General features: G+C 70.0%; 16 protein-coding genes. 12 read left to right on the plus strand and 4 right to left on the minus strand.

Annotation, left to right across the window (positions count from 1 at the left end; translation table 11 throughout):
- Nucleotides 1-95: 95 nt before the first annotated feature.
- From ACZ7PG_RS47780 to ACZ7PG_RS47810, 7 genes are all read left to right on the plus strand, one after another.
- Nucleotides 96-686 (plus strand): TetR/AcrR family transcriptional regulator, encoded by a 591-nt coding sequence (locus ACZ7PG_RS47780; RefSeq protein WP_470245884.1) that lies wholly within the window; start codon nucleotides 96-98, stop codon nucleotides 684-686.
- 128 nt (nucleotides 687-814) lie between these two features.
- Entirely contained in the window at nucleotides 815-2,206 is a 1,392-nt protein-coding gene (tig, locus tag ACZ7PG_RS47785) for a trigger factor (protein ID WP_470245885.1), read from the plus strand.
- 138 nt (nucleotides 2,207-2,344) lie between these two features.
- Complete coding sequence (locus ACZ7PG_RS47790; RefSeq protein ID WP_360470060.1) at nucleotides 2,345-2,950, plus strand: ClpP family protease; 606 nt, start codon at nucleotides 2,345-2,347, stop codon at nucleotides 2,948-2,950.
- A 26-nt stretch (nucleotides 2,951-2,976) separates the two neighbouring features.
- Entirely contained in the window at nucleotides 2,977-3,630 is a 654-nt protein-coding gene (locus ACZ7PG_RS47795) for an ATP-dependent Clp protease proteolytic subunit (RefSeq protein WP_155545638.1), read from the plus strand.
- Between the two features lie 229 nt (nucleotides 3,631-3,859).
- The gene (gene clpX, locus ACZ7PG_RS47800; RefSeq protein ID WP_155545639.1) at nucleotides 3,860-5,155 is read left to right on the plus strand and encodes an ATP-dependent Clp protease ATP-binding subunit ClpX; all 1,296 of its coding nucleotides are present in this window, start codon (nucleotides 3,860-3,862) and stop codon (nucleotides 5,153-5,155) included.
- A gap of 50 nt (nucleotides 5,156-5,205) precedes the next feature.
- Nucleotides 5,206-5,613 carry a hypothetical protein gene (locus ACZ7PG_RS47805; RefSeq protein ID WP_470245886.1) on the plus strand — a complete coding sequence of 136 codons (408 nt, stop codon included), beginning with the start codon at nucleotides 5,206-5,208 and terminating at the stop codon, nucleotides 5,611-5,613.
- Nucleotides 5,614-5,666: 53 nt separating this feature from the next.
- Nucleotides 5,667-6,587, plus strand: a complete 921-nt coding sequence (locus tag ACZ7PG_RS47810) for an anti-sigma factor RsbA family regulatory protein (RefSeq protein WP_470245887.1) — start codon at nucleotides 5,667-5,669, stop codon at nucleotides 6,585-6,587.
- 188 nt (nucleotides 6,588-6,775) lie between these two features.
- On the opposite strand, the gene ACZ7PG_RS47815 is transcribed toward ACZ7PG_RS47810, so the two are convergent.
- Nucleotides 6,776-7,708, minus strand: a complete 933-nt coding sequence (locus ACZ7PG_RS47815; RefSeq protein ID WP_470246481.1) for an alpha/beta hydrolase — start codon at nucleotides 7,706-7,708, stop codon at nucleotides 6,776-6,778.
- Between the two features lie 117 nt (nucleotides 7,709-7,825).
- Entirely contained in the window at nucleotides 7,826-8,533 is a 708-nt protein-coding gene (locus ACZ7PG_RS47820) for a TetR/AcrR family transcriptional regulator (RefSeq protein ID WP_470245888.1), read from the minus strand.
- A 73-nt stretch (nucleotides 8,534-8,606) separates the two neighbouring features.
- On the opposite strand from ACZ7PG_RS47820, the gene ACZ7PG_RS47825 reads away from it, so the two are divergent.
- On the plus strand, nucleotides 8,607-10,046 hold the full coding sequence (locus tag ACZ7PG_RS47825; protein ID WP_470245889.1) for a carotenoid oxygenase family protein: 1,440 nt from the start codon (nucleotides 8,607-8,609) through the stop codon (nucleotides 10,044-10,046).
- On the opposite strand, the gene fdhD is transcribed toward ACZ7PG_RS47825, so the two are convergent.
- Nucleotides 10,043-10,867, minus strand: coding sequence for a formate dehydrogenase accessory sulfurtransferase FdhD (gene fdhD, locus ACZ7PG_RS47830; RefSeq protein ID WP_470245890.1), 825 nt, complete (start codon nucleotides 10,865-10,867; stop codon nucleotides 10,043-10,045). The two genes, ACZ7PG_RS47825 and fdhD, sit on opposite strands and share 4 nt — an antisense overlap.
- Before the next feature lie 103 nt (nucleotides 10,868-10,970).
- Here fdhD and ACZ7PG_RS47835 point away from each other — a divergent pair, with 103 nt between their 5' ends.
- The 4 genes from ACZ7PG_RS47835 to ACZ7PG_RS47850 all read left to right on the plus strand — a co-directional run bounded on the left by ACZ7PG_RS47835 (nucleotide 10,971) and on the right by ACZ7PG_RS47850 (nucleotide 14,796).
- Nucleotides 10,971-12,326, plus strand: a complete 1,356-nt coding sequence (locus ACZ7PG_RS47835) for an L-lactate MFS transporter (protein WP_470245891.1) — start codon at nucleotides 10,971-10,973, stop codon at nucleotides 12,324-12,326.
- A complete protein-coding gene (locus ACZ7PG_RS47840) occupies nucleotides 12,326-12,457 on the plus strand; it encodes an MFS transporter small subunit (protein ID WP_470245892.1) in 132 nt (43 codons plus the stop codon). The genes ACZ7PG_RS47835 and ACZ7PG_RS47840 overlap by 1 nt, the downstream gene beginning before the upstream one ends.
- Nucleotides 12,458-12,514: 57 nt before the next feature.
- Nucleotides 12,515-13,921 carry an LCP family protein gene (locus ACZ7PG_RS47845; RefSeq protein ID WP_470245893.1) on the plus strand — a complete coding sequence of 469 codons (1,407 nt, stop codon included), beginning with the start codon at nucleotides 12,515-12,517 and terminating at the stop codon, nucleotides 13,919-13,921.
- 299 nt (nucleotides 13,922-14,220) lie between these two features.
- A complete protein-coding gene (locus ACZ7PG_RS47850) occupies nucleotides 14,221-14,796 on the plus strand; it encodes a hypothetical protein (RefSeq protein ID WP_470245894.1) in 576 nt (191 codons plus the stop codon).
- Here the strand turns inward: ACZ7PG_RS47850 and ACZ7PG_RS47855 are convergent.
- Nucleotides 14,784-17,093, minus strand: coding sequence for an FdhF/YdeP family oxidoreductase (locus tag ACZ7PG_RS47855; protein ID WP_470245895.1), 2,310 nt, complete (start codon nucleotides 17,091-17,093; stop codon nucleotides 14,784-14,786). The two genes, ACZ7PG_RS47850 and ACZ7PG_RS47855, sit on opposite strands and share 13 nt — an antisense overlap.
- Between the last annotated feature and the right edge of the window lie 28 nt (nucleotides 17,094-17,121).

The raw sequence follows: 17,121 nt of genomic DNA on the forward strand, positions 1-17,121 counted from the left end.
CACCGTAGACAACTCATCCGGGTTTGTAAACGTTGCAGCAGGCTTCGAAAAAAGGTGTCGGCCAGCGGAACGGAACCCACGGGTACGCTCGCCGTGTGAAGGCGGTCACCCACCCGGTCCCGGCACGCACGCGGGAGAAGCTGCTGGCCGCGGCGGCCGACGTCATCCGCGCCGACGGCTGGGCCGCCGTGACGATGGGCAAGCTGGCCGCGCGGGTCGGCGTGAGCAGGCAGACCGTCTACAACGAACTGGGCTCCAAGGCCGAGCTCGCCAAGGCGTTGATGCTGAGCGAGACCGACCGTTTCGTCGAGCGGGTGAACGCGGACGTCGCGGCGCACCCGGGCCGTCCGGTCGACGGCGTCACGGCGGCGTTCAAGCACAGCCTCGAAGCCGCGCACGCCAACCCGCTGGTGGAGATCGCCCTCGGCGGCGCCCAGAACGGCCGCGACGACTTCCTCCCGCTGCTGACCTCCCGCCCGGAGGCGGTGCTGGGCCGGGCGGTCGAGTCGGTGGCGGCGGTCTTCGCCCGCAGCTACCCGGAGGTTTCGCTGACGCCGTCGGAGTGGGCGGTGGCGGTGGAGGCGTTCATGCGGCTGCTGCTTTCCCACCTGGTGCAGCCCAGCGGCTCGGCCGAGCACGCGAGCGGCCAGATGCGCTGGGTGATCGGCCGCATGCTCGGCTCGTGACGCCGCAGGTGGCCCCCGCCCCGGCGGCGCGGGCCACTGGCCTAGACTCGGACGTCCCGGTCTGCACGTTGCCGGGCCCATTTCCGCAGGATTGTCCTACACAATCGTTACCGCTCGAGGAGAAGACCTTGAAGAGCACCGTCGAGCAGCTGAGCCCGACGCGAGTCAAGATCAATGTCGAGGTGCCGTTCGACGAGTTGAAGCCCAACTTCGACCGCGCCTACCGCAAGATCGCCCAGCAGGTGCGCATCCCGGGCTTCCGGCCCGGCAAGGCGCCCGCTCGCGTCCTGGAAAGCCGGATCGGGCGTGGCCCGGTGCTCGACGAGGTCGTCAACGAGGCCATCCCGGCCAAGTACATCGAGGCCGTTCGCGAGAACGAGGTCCGCACGCTCGGCAACCCCGAGTTCGACGTGACCAAGCTCGAGGACCGCGACGTCCTCGAGTTCACGGCCGAGGTCGACGTGCGCCCGGAGATCGAGCTGCCCGACCTCGAAGGCTTCGCGATCACCGTCGACGACGTCGAGCTGACCGACGCGGAGGTCGACGAGCAGCTCGACGAGCTGCGCGCCCGCTTCGGCACGCTGACCGGCGTCGAGCGCCCGGCCGAGACCGGCGACTTCGTTTCGATCGACCTCGCCGCGACCGTCGACGGCGAGGCCGTCGAAGAGGCCGCCACCAGCGGGCTGTCCTACGAGATCGGCTCCGGCCAGCTCGTGGACGGCATCGACGAGGCCATCGTCGGGGCGAACGCCGGCGAGACCAAGACGTTCACCACCCAGCTCGTCGCCGGCGACCACGCCGGCCAGGACGCCGAGGTGACCGTGACCGTCCAGTCGGTCAAGCAGCGCGAGCTGCCCGAGGCCGACGACGAGTTCGCCCAGATGGCGAGCGAGTTCGACACGATCGAGGAGCTCAAGGGCGACCTCCGCGAGCGCCTCGGCCGCGTCAAGAAGATGCAGCAGGGCGTCCAGGCGCGCGACAAGGTGCTCGACGAGCTCTTGGAGCGCACCGAGGTGCCGATCCCGGAGAAGGTCCTCGACTCCGAGATCGAGAACCGCAAGCACGACGCGATCCACCCGTTCGACCACGACGAGGCCCAGTTCGCGCAGGCTCTCGAGGCCGAAGGCCGCACGCTGGAGGAGTTCGACGCGGAGACCCGCACCGAGTCGGAGAAGGCCGTCCGCACGCAGCTGCTGCTGGACACCATCGCCGACAAGGAAGAGGTCTCGGTCAACGACGGCGAGCTGACCGAGCGGATCATCTACCAGGCCCAGCGCTTCGGGATCAGCCCGGACGAGTACGTCCAGCGTGCCCAGCAGTCCGGCCAGCTGACCGCGATCTACGCCGACGTCCGCCGCGGCAAGGCGCTCGCCTCCGTGGTCCGGAAGACGACCGTCACCGACGGCTCGGGTGCCGAGGTCGACCTCTCGGAGCTGTTCGGCGCCGAGGAGCCGGCCGGCGACGAGGCAACCCAGGAGACGCAGGCCACCGACGAGGCGGCGAAGACTCCGGCGGAGTGAAGCTGTGAGCGAACTTGGGCGGTGTCAGGCATTCTGCGCCGCCCAAGTTCGTTAGGGTCGGTTGCAAGATCTCAAGCATCTGAAACGACAGCGGCGGCCGTCACCACGGGGCCGTCGCCGGCGAAAAGGCAGGCAGACGTGACGCAGCACACGCCCGAGGCGCGGTCCGGCACCGCAGGGCTCACCCTCACCGACTCGGTGTTCGAGCGGTTGCTCCAGGAGCGCATCGTCGTCCTCGGTTCCGAGGTGAACGACGAGATCGCCAACCGGATCACCGCGCAGCTGTTGCTGCTCGACGCGGACGACGCCGAGTCCGACATCCGCTTCTACATCAACTCGCCGGGTGGCTCGGTCACGGCCGGGTTCGCCATCTACGACACCATGCAGCTGATCCGCCCCGACGTCGCGACCTACGCGATGGGCATGGCGGCCTCGATGGGCCAGTTCCTGCTCTCCTCGGGCGCGCCCGGCAAGCGCTACTCGCTCCCGCACGCGCGCATCCTGATGCACCAGCCGTCGGCCGGTGTCGGCGGCACCGCGTCGGACATCGCGATCCAGGCCGACCTGTTCAACAAGTGGAAGCAGGAGCTGGCCCGGATCACGGCGGACCAGACCGGGCAGACGGTCGAGCAGATCATCGCGGACGGCGACCGCGACCGCTGGTTCACCGCGCAGGAGGCGAAGGACTACGGGTTCGTGGACCACGTCCTCACCGCCGACATCGCCCGTCCGGGCTCGAACTGAGCGCGAAGCACACAGGAGACTCGATCATGAGCAACTTCAGGCTCCCGGGTGACTTCCGGGCTCCGAACACACCCCAGTCGCGGTACATCCTCCCGTCGTACGTCGAGCGCACCAGCTACGGCGTCAAGGAGTCGAACCCGTACAACAAGCTGTACGAAGAGCGCGTCATCTTCCTCGGCGTGCAGGTGGACGACGCGTCGGCCAACGACGTGATGGCCCAGCTGCTGCACCTCGAGCACGAGGACCCGGACCGCGACATCCTGCTGTACATCAACTCGCCGGGTGGCTCGTTCACCTCGCTGATGGCGATCTACGACACGATGCAGTTCGTCCGCCCGGACATCCAGACGTACTGCCTCGGCCAGGCCGCCTCCGCGGCCGCGGTCCTGCTGGCGGCCGGCACCCCGGGCAAGCGCTACGCGCTGCCCAACTCCCGGGTGCTGATCCACCAGCCGGCCACCGAGGGCACGTACGGCCAGGTCTCCGACCTGGAGATCCAGGCGAACGAGATCCAGCGGGTGCGGCGCCAGATGGAGGTCATCCTGGCGAAGCACACGAACAAGGACCCCGACCAGATCCGGACCGACATCGAGCGGGACAAGATCCTGACCGCCGACGAGGCCAAGGCGTACGGAATCATCGACGAGGTGCTCCCGTACCGGAAGGCCTCGGCTCTGTAGATCCGCCAGGCCGGTGTGTGTCGAGGAGACGACATACACCGGCACTCTGGTTTAGGGTCGTCCTCTGACGTGCTCCCGGAGCCTGTGGGTGTTCCCGCCCACGGCATCGGACGGGTACCGTCAGTGGCAATGCGTGAGGCTCCACTCGGTCGTTCGTGACCGGGGGTCGCACCGTCGCAACACACGTCAGGCGCGGCAGTCCGCGCCGGAGGGGACGAGGTCAACGGCCATGGCACGGATCGGTGACGGCGGAGACCTGCTGAAGTGTTCTTTCTGCGGGAAGAGCCAAAAGCAGGTGAAGAAGCTCATTGCCGGCCCCGGGGTCTACATCTGCGATGAGTGCATCGACCTCTGCAACGAGATCATCGAGGAGGAGCTGGCCGAAGCCGGCGACGTCAAACTCGACGAGCTGCCCAAGCCCGCCGACATCCACGAGTTCCTCGAGCAGTACATCATCGGGCAGAACGACGCCAAGCGGACCCTCGCGGTAGCGGTCTACAACCACTACAAGCGGATCCAGGCGGACGACAAGGCCGGGCCGAAGGACTCCAAGGAGGAGTCGGTCGAGCTGGCCAAGTCGAACATCCTGATGCTCGGCCCCACCGGGTGCGGCAAGACCTACCTCGCGCAGACGCTGGCGAAGCTGCTGAACGTGCCGTTCGCGATCGCGGACGCCACGGCGCTGACCGAGGCCGGGTACGTCGGCGAAGACGTCGAGAACATCCTGCTCAAGCTCATCCAGGCGGCGGACTACGACGTCAAGCGGGCCGAGACCGGGATCATCTACATCGACGAGGTCGACAAGATCGCCCGGAAGAGCGAGAACCCGTCGATCACGCGGGACGTCTCCGGCGAGGGTGTCCAGCAGGCGCTGCTGAAGATCCTCGAGGGCACCACCGCCTCGGTGCCGCCGCAGGGCGGCCGCAAGCACCCGCACCAGGAGTTCATCCAGATCGACACGACGAACGTGCTGTTCATCGTGGCCGGCGCGTTCGCCGGGCTGGAGAAGATCATCAACGAGCGGGTCGGCAAGCGTGGCCTCGGCTTCGGCGCGGAGATCCGCACGAAGTCCGAGATCGAGGAGAGCGACGTCTTCTCCGACACCATGCCCGAGGACCTGATCAAGTTCGGGCTGATCCCGGAGTTCATCGGCCGGCTCCCGGTCGTGGCGACGGTCAACCACCTGGACAAGGAATCGCTGGTCAGCATCCTCACCCAGCCGCGCAACGCCCTGGTGAAGCAGTACAAGAAGCTCTTCGAGATGGACAACGTCGAGCTCGAGTTCACCAAGACCGCGCTCGAGGCCATCGCCGACCAGGCGGTCCTGCGCGGGACCGGTGCCCGCGGGCTGCGTGCCATCATGGAAGAAGTGCTGCAGCCGGTCATGTACGACATCCCGAGCCGCGACGACGTGGCGAAGGTCGTGATCACCGAGCAGACCGTCCGGGAGAACGTGAACCCGACGATCGTCGCCCGGCAGCCGACGAGGCGCACGCGCAGCGAGCGCGGCGAGAAGTCGGCCTGAGGCCGGGCGTCTCCGGGCCACCCGGCCCGGAGACCCGACAGGAAAGCTGAATGACTGCTGACTCTATGCCGGTTACCGGCGGGGGCGCCGCCCCCGCCGGTGGCGTGCAGGCACCGCCGCCACCCGAACCGGAGCCGGTGCCCGCCGGACCGGTCCTCGGGTTCCGCGAGCTGAGCGAACGCGTCATCGCGTCCGTGTTCGACCGGTACCCGTGGCTGAACCGGGTGCTGATGGGCGTGCTGGCCGTGTGCGCCGGCGTGTGCGTCGTGGCCGTGGTGGCCCGCCTGTCGCCGTTGCCCCTGATCCCGCTGCCGCTCTTCGTCGTCGCGGGGTACGCGCTCTGGCGAGCCGGTGGGGTCACCGAGCGGCGTCCGCTGGTCAACTGGGTGCTGCTGTTCGGCCTCGCGACCCTGGTCGGCTTCTGGCTGATCTCGGTCGTCGGCCGCTGGGTGGAGTGAACTTCCTCCGTCCGATGGGTTTGCGCCGGGCCGTGTCCGGGTAGCAAGGTCCCGTGGTAGGTGCCCTGAGACCGGTTCGGCATCCGGCACTGTTCTACCGCGGTGACAGTGAGTACCTGGACGGCGTCGTTCCGTTCCTGCTCGAAGGTCTCGACCGGGGCGAACCGGTGGCCGTGGCCGTTCCGGCGCGCAATCTCCTCCTCATCGAGAAGGCCCTGGAAGCCCGTGCCCGTGAGGTGCGGCTGACCGACATGTGCCTGGTGGGCCGCAACCCCGGCGCGATCCTGCCGACGGTCCTGCTCGCCTTCGCCGGCGAGCACGCGGGCCCGGTGCGGATCGTGGCGGAGCCGCTGTGGAGCGACCGCACGGGCGCCGAGTACCCGGAGTGCGTCCTGCACGAGGCGCTCATCAACCACGCTCTCGTGGGGCGGGACCTGGCGGTGCTCTGCCCGTACGACACCGCGTCGCTCTCGCCGGACGCGCTGGCCGACGCCGAGCGCACCCACCCCGAGGTGCGGGGGCCGGCCGGGCCGCTCGTCAGCTCCCGGTTCGACCCGGACGGAGCCCGCGTGGAGCTCATGCGGCCGCTCGACCCGCCGCCGGCCGCGATCGAGCGGAAGTTCGACATCGGGCAGCTGGCCTCGTTGCGCGGGTTCGCGGAGATCTGGGCCGCGCGCCACGGTCTGCGCCGCCCGCGCCGGGACGACTTCACCCTGGCGATCGCGGAGCTGACGACGAACAGCATCCTCTACGGCGGCGGCGCGGGCGTGCTCCGGCTGTGGGCGGACGAGCGTCAGGTGGTCGGCGAGGTCACCGACACGGGCACGATCACGGAACCCCTGGCCGGCCGGATCCCCCCGACGGCGGCCGCACTGGGCGGCCGCGGGCTGCTGCTGGTCAACCGCCTGGCGGACCTGGTCCGCACGTACTGGGTCCCGGGCCGCACGACGACCCGCGTCCACTTCACCTGCTGACCCGTACCCCAACGGCCGACACGCGTACCTGGCCGGACGACACGCGTACCTGGGCGGACGACACGCGTACCTGGCCGGACGACACGCGTACCTGGGCGGACGACACGGCACCTCGCCCAGGAGCGGGTCGTGTCGTCCATCGGGGTACGCGTGTCGTCCGGCTGAGTACGCGTGTCGTCCGGGGCGGGTCAGTCCTTGCGGGGGACCTGCTTGCCGAGGAAGCTGATCAGGCTCGGCACCACCGTCCGGTTGAACGGGTCGCCGTGCTTGCCGTGGGCCGTGTGGGCGACCACCGGGTGGGCCGCGTCGATGTAGCGGCGGACGCCCGTGATGAACGGGTCCTCCGTGCCGCACCAGATGCCGTTGGCCACGGTCTTCGTCGCGTCGATGTGCCGCAGCGGGTCGAGCGCGGTCCAGTCGTTCAGGCCGGTGAAGATGTGCCGCTTGGCCATCTCCTGCCAGGACAGGATCAGCGCCGGGGCCAGCGTCGCGACCGCGGCCGGCGGCTGGCGCCGCTCCACGCGGCGGCGCGTGTACACCAGCGCGCCGAACCCGCCCATCGAGACGCCCGTGCAGGCGAACGGCTGCCCGGTGTCGCCGGCGAAGCCGCGGGCCCGCAGCCACTGCGGGACCTCCTCCAGCAGCATCGCCATCGGGTCGTCGCCCGGGTGCACCTCGTGCCAGTAGTTGTCGCCGCCGTCGACGGCGACGAAGCCGAACGCCGGGACGGCCTTGCGCGCGACGTCGCTGGAGAGCTGCTTGAGCGTGCCGGTCGGGGCCGCGCTGCGGGCGTTGCCGTGCAGGCCGTGCAGCATCAGCGACATCGGCAGCCCCTTGGGCGGGGTCTTCGACGGCAGGATGAACACCAGGTCGACCATCCGGCCGCGGGCCTGGGAGTAGACGCGCTCGACGCGGGTGCTGCCCAGCTGGGTCGTCGGGTTCGACGACGTCACTCCCAGCGTCCGCTGCAGCGCCTGGCTGAACGGCAGCTTGCCGGTGGCGGTACCGATGGCCAGGCCGCCCACGGCCAGCCCGGACGCGCCCGCTATCAGCACGGACCGGCGCGACAGCCACCGCCGTGCGTCCCGGACCGCGGCCGCCCCGGCCGTCTCCGGGACCAAGGGCTCGCCCGGAGGTCGCTCCCCGTTTTCCTCGTTCACCTGTCTCCGTCCCCCGCCTGCTGCTCCTAGGACGCCGCGCACCCGCTCCGCGTTCCCCTCACGTCCCTGTTCGCCGGGTTAGTCGTTCCCACCCTGCCCGGCGTTTCGGGTTTTCGCCCGCCAAGCCGCCTTGGCCGCCTCGGTCGAGTGTTCCGCCCGCTCCACAGTGTCCCCGAGACCCACCGCCATGGTGATCCCCAGGGGTATCAAAATGTGGTCGATGCCCTGCTCACCGGCGCCGAAGTGGCCGGACGCCTCGAGCGTGACGAAGCCGTGCAGCGCGCTCCACAGCTGCGCGGCCGCCTGGTACTTGTCCGCGGGCCGGAACCGGCCGGCCTCGATGGCCCGCTCGGTCGCCCGGACGATGTGCTCGAACGCCTCCAGGCCCTCCTGAGCGGCTTCGCGGCCCTCCTCGGTGGTCAGGTCCGACAGGGTCGCCCGCTTGCCGCCCGGCGCGGACTGGCCGAACGTCACCGCGAACAGCTGCGGCTGCTCGGCGACCGCCTGCCGGTAGGTCCGGGCGAGGCTGAAGATGTCCGCCACCGGGTCGCCGGTCTCGCCGACCTCGGCCAGGCACGCGCTGAGCCGCAGGAACCCCGTGCGCGCCACCTCGTCGACCAACGCGGTCATGCCCCCGAAGTGCGTGTACACGGCCATCGTCGAGACGCCGACCTCCGCCGCCAGCTTGCGGGCCTGCAGAGCTTCGGGGCCGCCGTCGTCGAGCAGCCGGATGGCGGCCTCGACGAGCCGCTCCTTGACGTCGGTCGCACGCGGTTTCGGGCTCATGCTTGCCAGTATCTCATAACCCTGTTATAAATGGTGTCATAACCAAGTTATAGCAGCTTCGGAGGGGTCAGGCATGGGCAACAAGTTCCTCGAAGGCAACTTCGCCCCGGTGAGCCGGGAGCACACGATCACCGAGCTGGCCGTCACGGGGCGCATCCCCGAGTTCCTCGACGGCCGCTACCTGCGCAACGGGCCCAACCCGCTGTCCGAGGTGGACCCGGCGGCCTACCACTGGTTCATGGGCGACGGCATGGTCCACGGCGTGCGCCTGCGCGACGGCAAGGCCGAGTGGTACCGCAACCGGTGGGTGCGCAACCCGGCCGTCACGGCGACGCTGAACGGCGAGGACGCGAGCCGCTTCTGCGGGCTGGACGCGCTCGGCGCCAACACCAACGTCATCGGCCACGCCGGCCGGACCTTCGCGCTGGTCGAGGCGGGCGCGCCGACCTACGAGCTGACCGAGGAGCTCGACACCGTCGGTCGCTGCGACTTCGACGGCACGCTGCCCGGCGGCTACACCGCCCACCCCAAGCGCGATCCGCGCACGGGCGAGCTGCACGCCGTGTCGTACTCCTTCGGCATGGGCAACAAGGTCCAGTACTCGGTGATCGACGCGCAGGGCCGGGCGCGCCGCACGGTCGACGTCGAGGTCACCGGGTCGCCGATGATGCACGACTTCTCGCTGACCGAGAAGCACGTCGTGTTCTACGACCTGCCGGTGACGTTCAACGCGGAGATGGCGGTCGCGGCGAACGTGCCGGGCGCGCTGCGGGCGCCGGCGAAGCTCGTCCTCTCGGCCATGGTCGGCAAGGTCCGCGTGCCGGACCCGGTGACCGCGATGATGGCGCGCAAGATCGGCGCGAACGGCGGCCTGCCGTACCGCTGGGACCCGAAGTACCCGGCGCGGATCGGCGTCATGCCGCGCGAAGGCGGCAACGGCGACGTCCGGTGGTTCGAGGTCGAGCCGTGCTACGTCTTCCACCCGCTCAACGCCTACGACGACGGTGACAGCATCGTGCTCGACATCGTCCGCCACCCGAAGATGTTCGACACCGAGCTGCACGGCCCGGACGAGGGCGGCCCGACGCTGGACCGCTGGACCGTCGACCTCTCCGCGGGCAAGGTCCTGGAGGAGCGGCTCGACGACCGCGGCCAGGAGTTCCCGCGGGTGGACGAGCGGCTCGTCGGCCGGCGCCACCGCTACGGCTACTCGATGTCGGCCGACGGCGGCGCGACCCCCGGCGGCTCCCTGTTCAAGCACGACTTCCACGCCGGTTCACGGCAGGAGCGCGCGTTCGGCGCGGGACGGCAGCCCGGCGAGTTCGTCTTCGTCCCGTCCCACGCGGACGCGGCGGAGGACGACGGCGTCCTGATGGGCTTCGTCTTCGACCCCGCGTCCCAGCGCAGCGACCTCACCCTGCTCGACGCGGGCACGCTGGAGACCGTCGCCGCGATCCACCTGCCGGACCGCGTACCCAACGGCTTCCACGGCAACTGGGTCGAGTCGGTTTAGGTCAGCAGGCGGTGGTCGCCGGTGTAGAGGTTCATCGAGTCGCCGCGCAGGAAGCCGATCAGCGTCATGCCGTTCTCTTCCGCGAGCTCGACCGCCAGTGACGACGGGGCGGACACCGCGGCCAGCAGCCCGATCCCGGCCATCGCGGCCTTCTGCACCAGCTCGAACGACGCGCGCCCGGACACCAGCAGGCCGTACCCGGGCGCGGGGATCCGGTTCTCGAGGACGGCCCAGCCGAGCACCTTGTCGACCGCGTTGTGCCGGCCGACGTCCTCGCGGACGACGGCGATCTCGCCGTCCGAGGTGAACAGCCCCGCCGCGTGCAGGCCGCCGGTGCTGGCGAACACCTTCTGCCGGGTGCGCAGGGCGTCCGGCAGGGCGGACAGGGTCTCGCTCTTCACCGTGAAGGCGGCCGAGGCGGGGGAGAAGCGGGTCTTGAGCTTGACCGCGTCGAGCGCGGCCTTGCCGCAGACCCCGCACGACGACGTCGTGTAGAAGTTGCGCTCGACCCCGGTGTCCGGCGGCGGCACGCCCGGTGCCAGCGCGATGTCCAGCACGTTGTAGGTGTTGCGGCCCTGGTCGTCGACGCCGTCGCAGTAGCGGGCGACGGCGATGTCCTCGCGGCCGCCGATCACCCCTTCGGACAGCAGGAAGCCGTGGGCCAGCTCGACGTCGTGCCCGGGCGTGCGCATCGTGACCGCCAGCGCCTTGCCGCCGACGCGCAGCTCCAGGGGCTCTTCGGCGGCCAGCGCGTCGGGACGGCGCCGGTCGCCGGTCGCGGAGATCTTCCGCACCGGCCTCCGCACGGTCACCCTGCCCATGACCCACACCCTTCTCCGCCGGAAAGTTTGACACTCGCATGGTGCAACGCCGGGTATTTAGTAATACATTCCCTCCATCATCCCCACTCTACGGAGGGATCCGATGGCTCTCGGCTTCCTGGACCGTTCCCGGATCGTGGCACCACCAGGCTGGACGCGCTGGCTGGTGCCGCCGGCGGCCCTTTCGGTACACCTGTCGATCGGGCAGGCCTACGCGTGGAGCGTCTTCAAGACGCCGCTCGAGAAGACGATGCACCTGAACGGGACGCAGAGCTCGCTGCCGTTCCAGCTCGGCATCGTCATGCTCGGCCTCTCCGCGGCGTTCGGCGGCACGCTCGTCGAGAAGAACGGCCCGCGCTGGGCCATGTTCGTCTCGATGTGCTGCTTCGCCACCGGGTTCCTGATCTCCGCCCTGGGCGTGGCGACCGGGCAGTTCTGGCTGGTCGTCGTCGGCTATGGCGGGATCGGCGGCGTCGGGCTCGGCATCGGCTACATCTCGCCGGTGTCCACGCTCATCAAGTGGTTCCCGGACCGCCCCGGCATGGCGACCGGGATCGCGATCATGGGCTTCGGCGGCGGTGCGCTCATCGCGTCGCCGTGGTCGTCGTCGATGCTCGGCACCTCGCCGACCACCGGCACGATCGCGACGGCGTTCCTGGTGCACGGCGTCGTCTACGCGGCGTTCATGTCGATGGGCTGGCTGCTCGTGCGGGTGCCGGCCGACGACTGGAAGCCGGCCGGCTGGGAGCCGAAGACCGACCACGGCAAGGCCATGATCAGCACCGCGAACGTCTCGGCCGCCAACGCGATCAAGACGCCGCAGTTCTGGCTCCTGTGGGTCGTGCTGTGCTTCAACGTCACCGCGGGCATCGGCATCCTGGAGAAGGCGTCCCCGATGATCGTGGACTTCTTCAAGAACACCTCGACCCCGGTCGGCACGGCCGCGGCGGCCGGGTTCGTCGCGCTGCTGTCGCTGTGCAACATGCTCGGCCGGTTCGTCTGGTCGTCCACTTCGGACCTGGTCGGACGCAAGAACATCTACCGCACCTACCTCGGCGTGGGCGCGGTGCTGTACCTGGTGATCGCGCTGACGGACAACTCGTCGAAGGTCGTGTTCATCCTGTGCGCGATGGTGATCCTGTCGTTCTACGGCGGCGGGTTCGCGACGATTCCGGCGTACCTGAAGGACCTCTTCGGCACCTACCAGGTCGGCGCGATCCACGGCAGGCTGCTCACCGCGTGGTCGGTGGCCGGCGTGCTCGGCCCGCTGATCGTCAACGCGATCGCCGACAACGAGAAGTCGGCCGGCAAGTCCGGCCCGGCGCTCTACCAGCTGTCGTTCTACATCATGATCGGCCTGCTGGTGGTCGGCTTCGTGGCCAACGAGCTGGTGCGGCCGGTGAAGGCGAAGTTCCACGAGCCCGTCACCTCGGACGCGGCCGCGAGGAGTGAGGCGTGATGAGCGAGCAGCCCCAGGAGACCGGGACGAACCGCGTGCCGCTGATCGTGCTCGCCTGGGCGTGGGTCGTGCTGCCCTTCGCCTACGGTGTGTACCAGCTGTTCCTGAAGCTGGTGCAGCTCTTCGGGTAGCCCTTGTGAGCTGAGTCACCCGTGCAGCGGGAGCGGGCCCGGCGGCGTCGGTAGGACGTGCACCTACTGGGGAAGATCGCCGTCGCCGGGCTCGCTTTCGCCGTCCTGGGCGGTACCGCCTACGGCTACACGAACCTCCACGCCCTCGACGACGTCTCGCGCGACAGCGTCATCGACGCCGAGGGCGGCACCGCGCCCGGGGAACAGCCCGCCGACGGCTCGCTCGACATCCTGCTCGTCGGCCGCGACTCGCGGACCAACGACCAGGGGCAGCCGCTTTCCCCGGAGGTCCTGCGCGAGCTCCGGGCCGGAGCCAACGGCGACGACCTCACCGACACGCTCATCGTGCTGCGGATCCCGAACGGCACCCACGACGTGAAAGCGTTCTCCATCCCGCGCGACAGCTACGTGTCGATGCCCGGCGGGAAGGGGAAGATCAACGCCGCGTTCGGGCGCGCGAAGGCCGCCGAAGCCAAGCGGCGGCGCGACGCGGGGGAGACCGACAAGGCGAAGATCGACCAGGCCGCCCTCACCGCCGCGCGCCGCGGGACGCGGCAGGCGGTCGAGGGCCTCACCGGCGTCAAGATCGACCACTACGCCGAGGTCAACCTGCTCAGCTTCTACGAGATCAGCCAGGCGGTCGGCGGCGTCGACGTCTGCCTCAAGGAAGCCACCAAGGACAAGAACTCCGGCGCGGACTTCCCGGCCGGGCCGCAGCGGATCCAGGGCGCCGACGCGCTGGCCTTCGTCCGGCAGCGCGACGGGCTCCCGGGCACCGACTTCGCCCGCGTCCGGCGCCAGCAGGTGTTCCTCTCCGGGCTGGCCCGGCAGGTGCTGTCGGCGGGGACGCTGGCCAACCCCGGGAAGCTCTCGGACCTCATCGGCGCCGTCAAGCGCTCGGTGGTGCTCGACGACTCGTGGAACCTGCTCGACTTCGTCGCGCAGATGCGCGGGGTCAGCGGGGGCGGGATCCGGTTCGAGACGATCCCCGTCGTCAACCGCGACTACCGGTACGACCAGGACAACCCCCACGCCACGGCCGTGCAGGTCGACCCGGCGGCGGTGAAGGCCTTCGCGGCGGACCTGATCGGGTCCGCCGCGCCGAAGACGCCGGCCGCCGCCCCGGTCACGGTCGACGTCTCCAACGCGAGCCCGAAGGGCGGTCTCGCCGCCCGCGTGGCCGGGTTCCTGGGGGACCACGGGTTCACCAAGGGCACGACCGGCAACACCGCCTCGCGGCGGACGTCCCTGGTCCGCTTCGGCGCCGACCTCGCGCAGCGGGGCGCGGAGGTCGCGAAGCTGCTGGGCGGGCTGTCGACGGAGGAGTCCGCGGCGGTGCCGGCGGGCCACATCGAGGTGGTGCTCGGGTCGGTGTACGCCGGCCCGGGGACGACCGGTGGCGGGGGCGCCCCGGCCGCCGGCGACGAGCCGATCACCTCGGACGGGGTCGTCTGCGTGAATTGATCGCGCGCGCCAATCGAAAGCCCGGCCTTTCATCGGGTTCCGCGAAATTGCGCCAGGAATTTCCGTGAAGTACCGCGTTTCCGTTTTCCGCCGACCGGACCACGGCGGACCACCGGGGTGACTGGTCTTGACGCTGCCTCCCTGGTGAGGCAGTGTGCGGTGACCGTCGACGACAGCACCGAGCGGCGGACCGGAAAAGATCACCGGACCGGTGGCGAACCGGAAAGTCAATTTCAGGAAATACGGAAAGTCCGGAACCTATGCGTAGCAGCGTTGCCCGCGGAGGGTGGCTCCTTCCGGTGCTCGCTTCCGCCGTTCTTTGTGCCGGGTGCCAGTCGTCGTCTGCTTCGGCGCACTACCCCGACTCGATCGACGCCTGCAAGCTGCCCGGCTCGAACGCGCGTGACCGGCTCGCGCCCGGCACCGTCGAGGTCCCGGCCGACTCGGTGAAGACCGCCGACGCCAAGGTCGTCCCCCAGGACCGCTCCACCGAGGGCAACGACCTCACCAGCTGCAAGCGCCTGTTCGCCCGCGACCTCGGCGGCGGCAAGCCCAACATGCAGGACTACCGGCTCGTCACGATCGCCGTCGTGCGGTTCACCGACTCCGACCCGGGCGAGGGCGCGACCAAGGCCACCCAGCTGATGACCGACGCGCTCGGCGACCACTCGGGGGTCCGGCTCGCCACCGACGTCGGCGACGAGGCCGGGTTCTCCGAGCAGTGGGCCGCCGTGCGCACCGGGAACGTCGTGCTCAGCCTGGCCATCGCCGACGGCGGCACGGAGGCCGCGCTGATCCCGCCGGCGACCCTCGACAACGTCCAGGCCGTGGTCACCGACATGACCAACACGCTGCAGCGCGACTACCGGGGCTGAACCTCGAGCCGCACCACGATCGCCTTCGACACCGGCGTGTTCGACTTCTCCGCGACCGAGTCCAGCGGCACCAGGGCGTTGGCCTCCGGGAAGTACGCCGCCGCGCAGCCGCGGGCCGTCGGGTAGGACACCACCCGGAACGACGGCGCGCGGCGGTCGCCGTCGCGCCACTCCGAGACCAGGTCCACCATCGCGCCGTCGGTCAGGCCGAGCGCGGCGATGTCGTCCGGGTTGACCAGCACGACCCGGCGGGCGTTCTCGATGCCGCGGTAGCGGTCGGAAAGCCCGTAGATCGTGGTGTTGTACTGGTCGTGGCTGCGCATCGTCTGCAGCAGCAGCCTGCCCTCGGGCACCTGCGGGTACTCCAGCTCCGAGACCGTGAAGTTGCCCTTGCCGTTGGCGGTGCCGGTGAACTCGCGGGAGTCGCGCGGCGCGTGCGGCAGCACGAACCCGTCCGGCTCGCGGACGCGGCGGTTGTAGTCCTGGCAGCCCGGCACGACGCGGGAGATGCGGTCGCGGACCAGGTCGTAGTCGGTCTCGAACGTCCGCCACGGCACCGCGTGCCCGGCGCCGAACAGCGTCTCGGCCAGCCGGCAGACGATGGCGACCTCGGACAGGAGGTGCTCGCTCGCCGGCTTGAGGCGCCCGCGCGAGGTGTGCACCTGCGACATCGAGTCCTCGACCGTGACGAACTGCTCGCCGCTCGCCTGGACGTCGCGTTCGGTGCGCCCGAGCGTCGGCAGGACCAGCGCGGTGCGGCCGTGGACGACGTGGGAGCGGTTCAGCTTCGTGGAGACGTGCACGGTCAGCGAGCACGACTCGAGCGCCTTCTCGGTCGCCTCCGTGTCCGGGGTCGCCGAGGCGAAGTTGCCGCCGACGGCGAAGAAGACCTTGCCGCCGCCGTCGCGCATCGCCCGGATCGCGTCGACCGTGTCGAAGCCGTGCTCGCGTGGCACCTCGATGCCGAACTCGGCGGCGAGGGCGTCCATGAAGGACTGCGGCATCTTCTCCCAGATGCCCATCGTCCGGTCGCCCTGGACGTTCGAGTGCCCGCGCACCGGGCACAGGCCCGCGCCCGGCTTGCCGATCATCCCGCGCATCAGCGCCAGGTTCGCGATCTCCGAGATCGTCGGGACGGCGTGCTTGTGCTGCGTCAGGCCCATCGCCCAGCAGTAGATCGTCCGCTCGGAGGTGGCGATCATCCGCGCGACGCGCTCGATCTGCTCGCGCGGCAGCCCGGTGGCGCGCTCGACCTCGGGCCAGTCGATCTCGCGCAGGTGCTTCGCGTAGTCGTCGAAGCCGTCGGTGACCCGCTCGACGAAGTCGCGGTCGACGATCGCGCCCGGCGCTTCCTCGTCCCAGGCCAGCAGCAGGTGCCCGACGGCCTGGAACAGCGCGAGGTCACCGCCGAGCCGGATCTGGGCGAACTCGTCGGCCAGCGGCGTGCCCTTGCCGACTACACCGCGGACGTTCTGCGGGTTCTTGAACCGCATCAGCCCGGCCTCGGGCAGCGGGTTCACGGCGATGATCTTCGCGCCGTGGCCCTTGGCCTCCTCGAGTGCCGAGAGCATCCGCGGGTGGTTGGTGCCCGGGTTCTGCCCGACGACGACGATCAGGTCGGCCTTGTGGATGTCGGCCAGGCTCACCGAGCCCTTGCCGATGCCGGTGGTCGCCGCCAGGGCCGCACCCGAGGACTCGTGGCACATGTTGGAGCAGTCCGGCAGGTTGTTGGTGCCGAACGAGCGCACGAGCAGCTGGTAGAGGAACGCGGCCTCGTTGCTGGTACGGCCCGAGGTGTAGAAGATCGCCTCGTTGGGGTCGGTGAGGGCCTTCAGTTCGCCGGCGACCAGCTCGAACGCGTCGTCCCAGGAGATGGGCTCGTAGTGCGTCGCGCCTTCGCGGAGCACGAACGGCTCGGTGACGCGGCCCTGCTGGCCGAGCCAGTAGTCGGTCTTGGTGTGGAGGTCCTCGATCGGGTGCTTCGCGAAGAACTCGCGGTCGACCCGTCGTTTCGTGGCCTCCTCGGCGACCGCCTTGGCGCCGTTCTCGCAGAACTCGGCCAGCTTGCGCTTCTCACCGTCGACCTCACGCGGTTCCGGCCACGCGCAGCCCGGGCAGTCGAAGCCCTCACGCTGGTTCAGCAGCCGCAGCGCTTTGACGGTCCGGCCGGTGCCCATCTGCTCGACGCTGCGCGCGAGGGACACGGCCACCCCGGGTATCCCGGCCGCCCAGCCCTTCGGCTTGCCCACCTCGAGGCGGGTCTCGTCCACGTCCTGCGCCGGCGCTTCACGAGTCATGTGTTCATCGTGCGCCTCGATGACCGCG

Source organism: Amycolatopsis sp. NPDC114504 (assembly GCF_055633595.1).

Bases quoted from the DNA above. Each gene is read 5' to 3' on its own strand.
- ACZ7PG_RS47795 (WP_155545638.1), top strand. From the start codon at position 2,977: ATGAGCAACTTCAGGCTCCCGGGTGACTTCCGGGCTCCGAACACACCC.
- clpX (WP_155545639.1), top strand. From the start codon at position 3,860: ATGGCACGGATCGGTGACGGCGGAGACCTGCTGAAGTGTTCTTTCTGC.
- ACZ7PG_RS47805 (WP_470245886.1), top strand. From the start codon at position 5,206: ATGACTGCTGACTCTATGCCGGTTACCGGCGGGGGCGCCGCCCCCGCC.
- ACZ7PG_RS47820 (WP_470245888.1), bottom strand. From the start codon at position 8,533: ATGAGCCCGAAACCGCGTGCGACCGACGTCAAGGAGCGGCTCGTCGAG.
- ACZ7PG_RS47825 (WP_470245889.1), top strand. From the start codon at position 8,607: ATGGGCAACAAGTTCCTCGAAGGCAACTTCGCCCCGGTGAGCCGGGAG.
- fdhD (WP_470245890.1), bottom strand. From the start codon at position 10,867: ATGGGCAGGGTGACCGTGCGGAGGCCGGTGCGGAAGATCTCCGCGACC.
- ACZ7PG_RS47835 (WP_470245891.1), top strand. From the start codon at position 10,971: ATGGCTCTCGGCTTCCTGGACCGTTCCCGGATCGTGGCACCACCAGGC.
- ACZ7PG_RS47840 (WP_470245892.1), top strand. From the start codon at position 12,326: ATGAGCGAGCAGCCCCAGGAGACCGGGACGAACCGCGTGCCGCTGATC.
- ACZ7PG_RS47855 (WP_470245895.1), bottom strand. From the start codon at position 17,093: ATGACTCGTGAAGCGCCGGCGCAGGACGTGGACGAGACCCGCCTCGAG.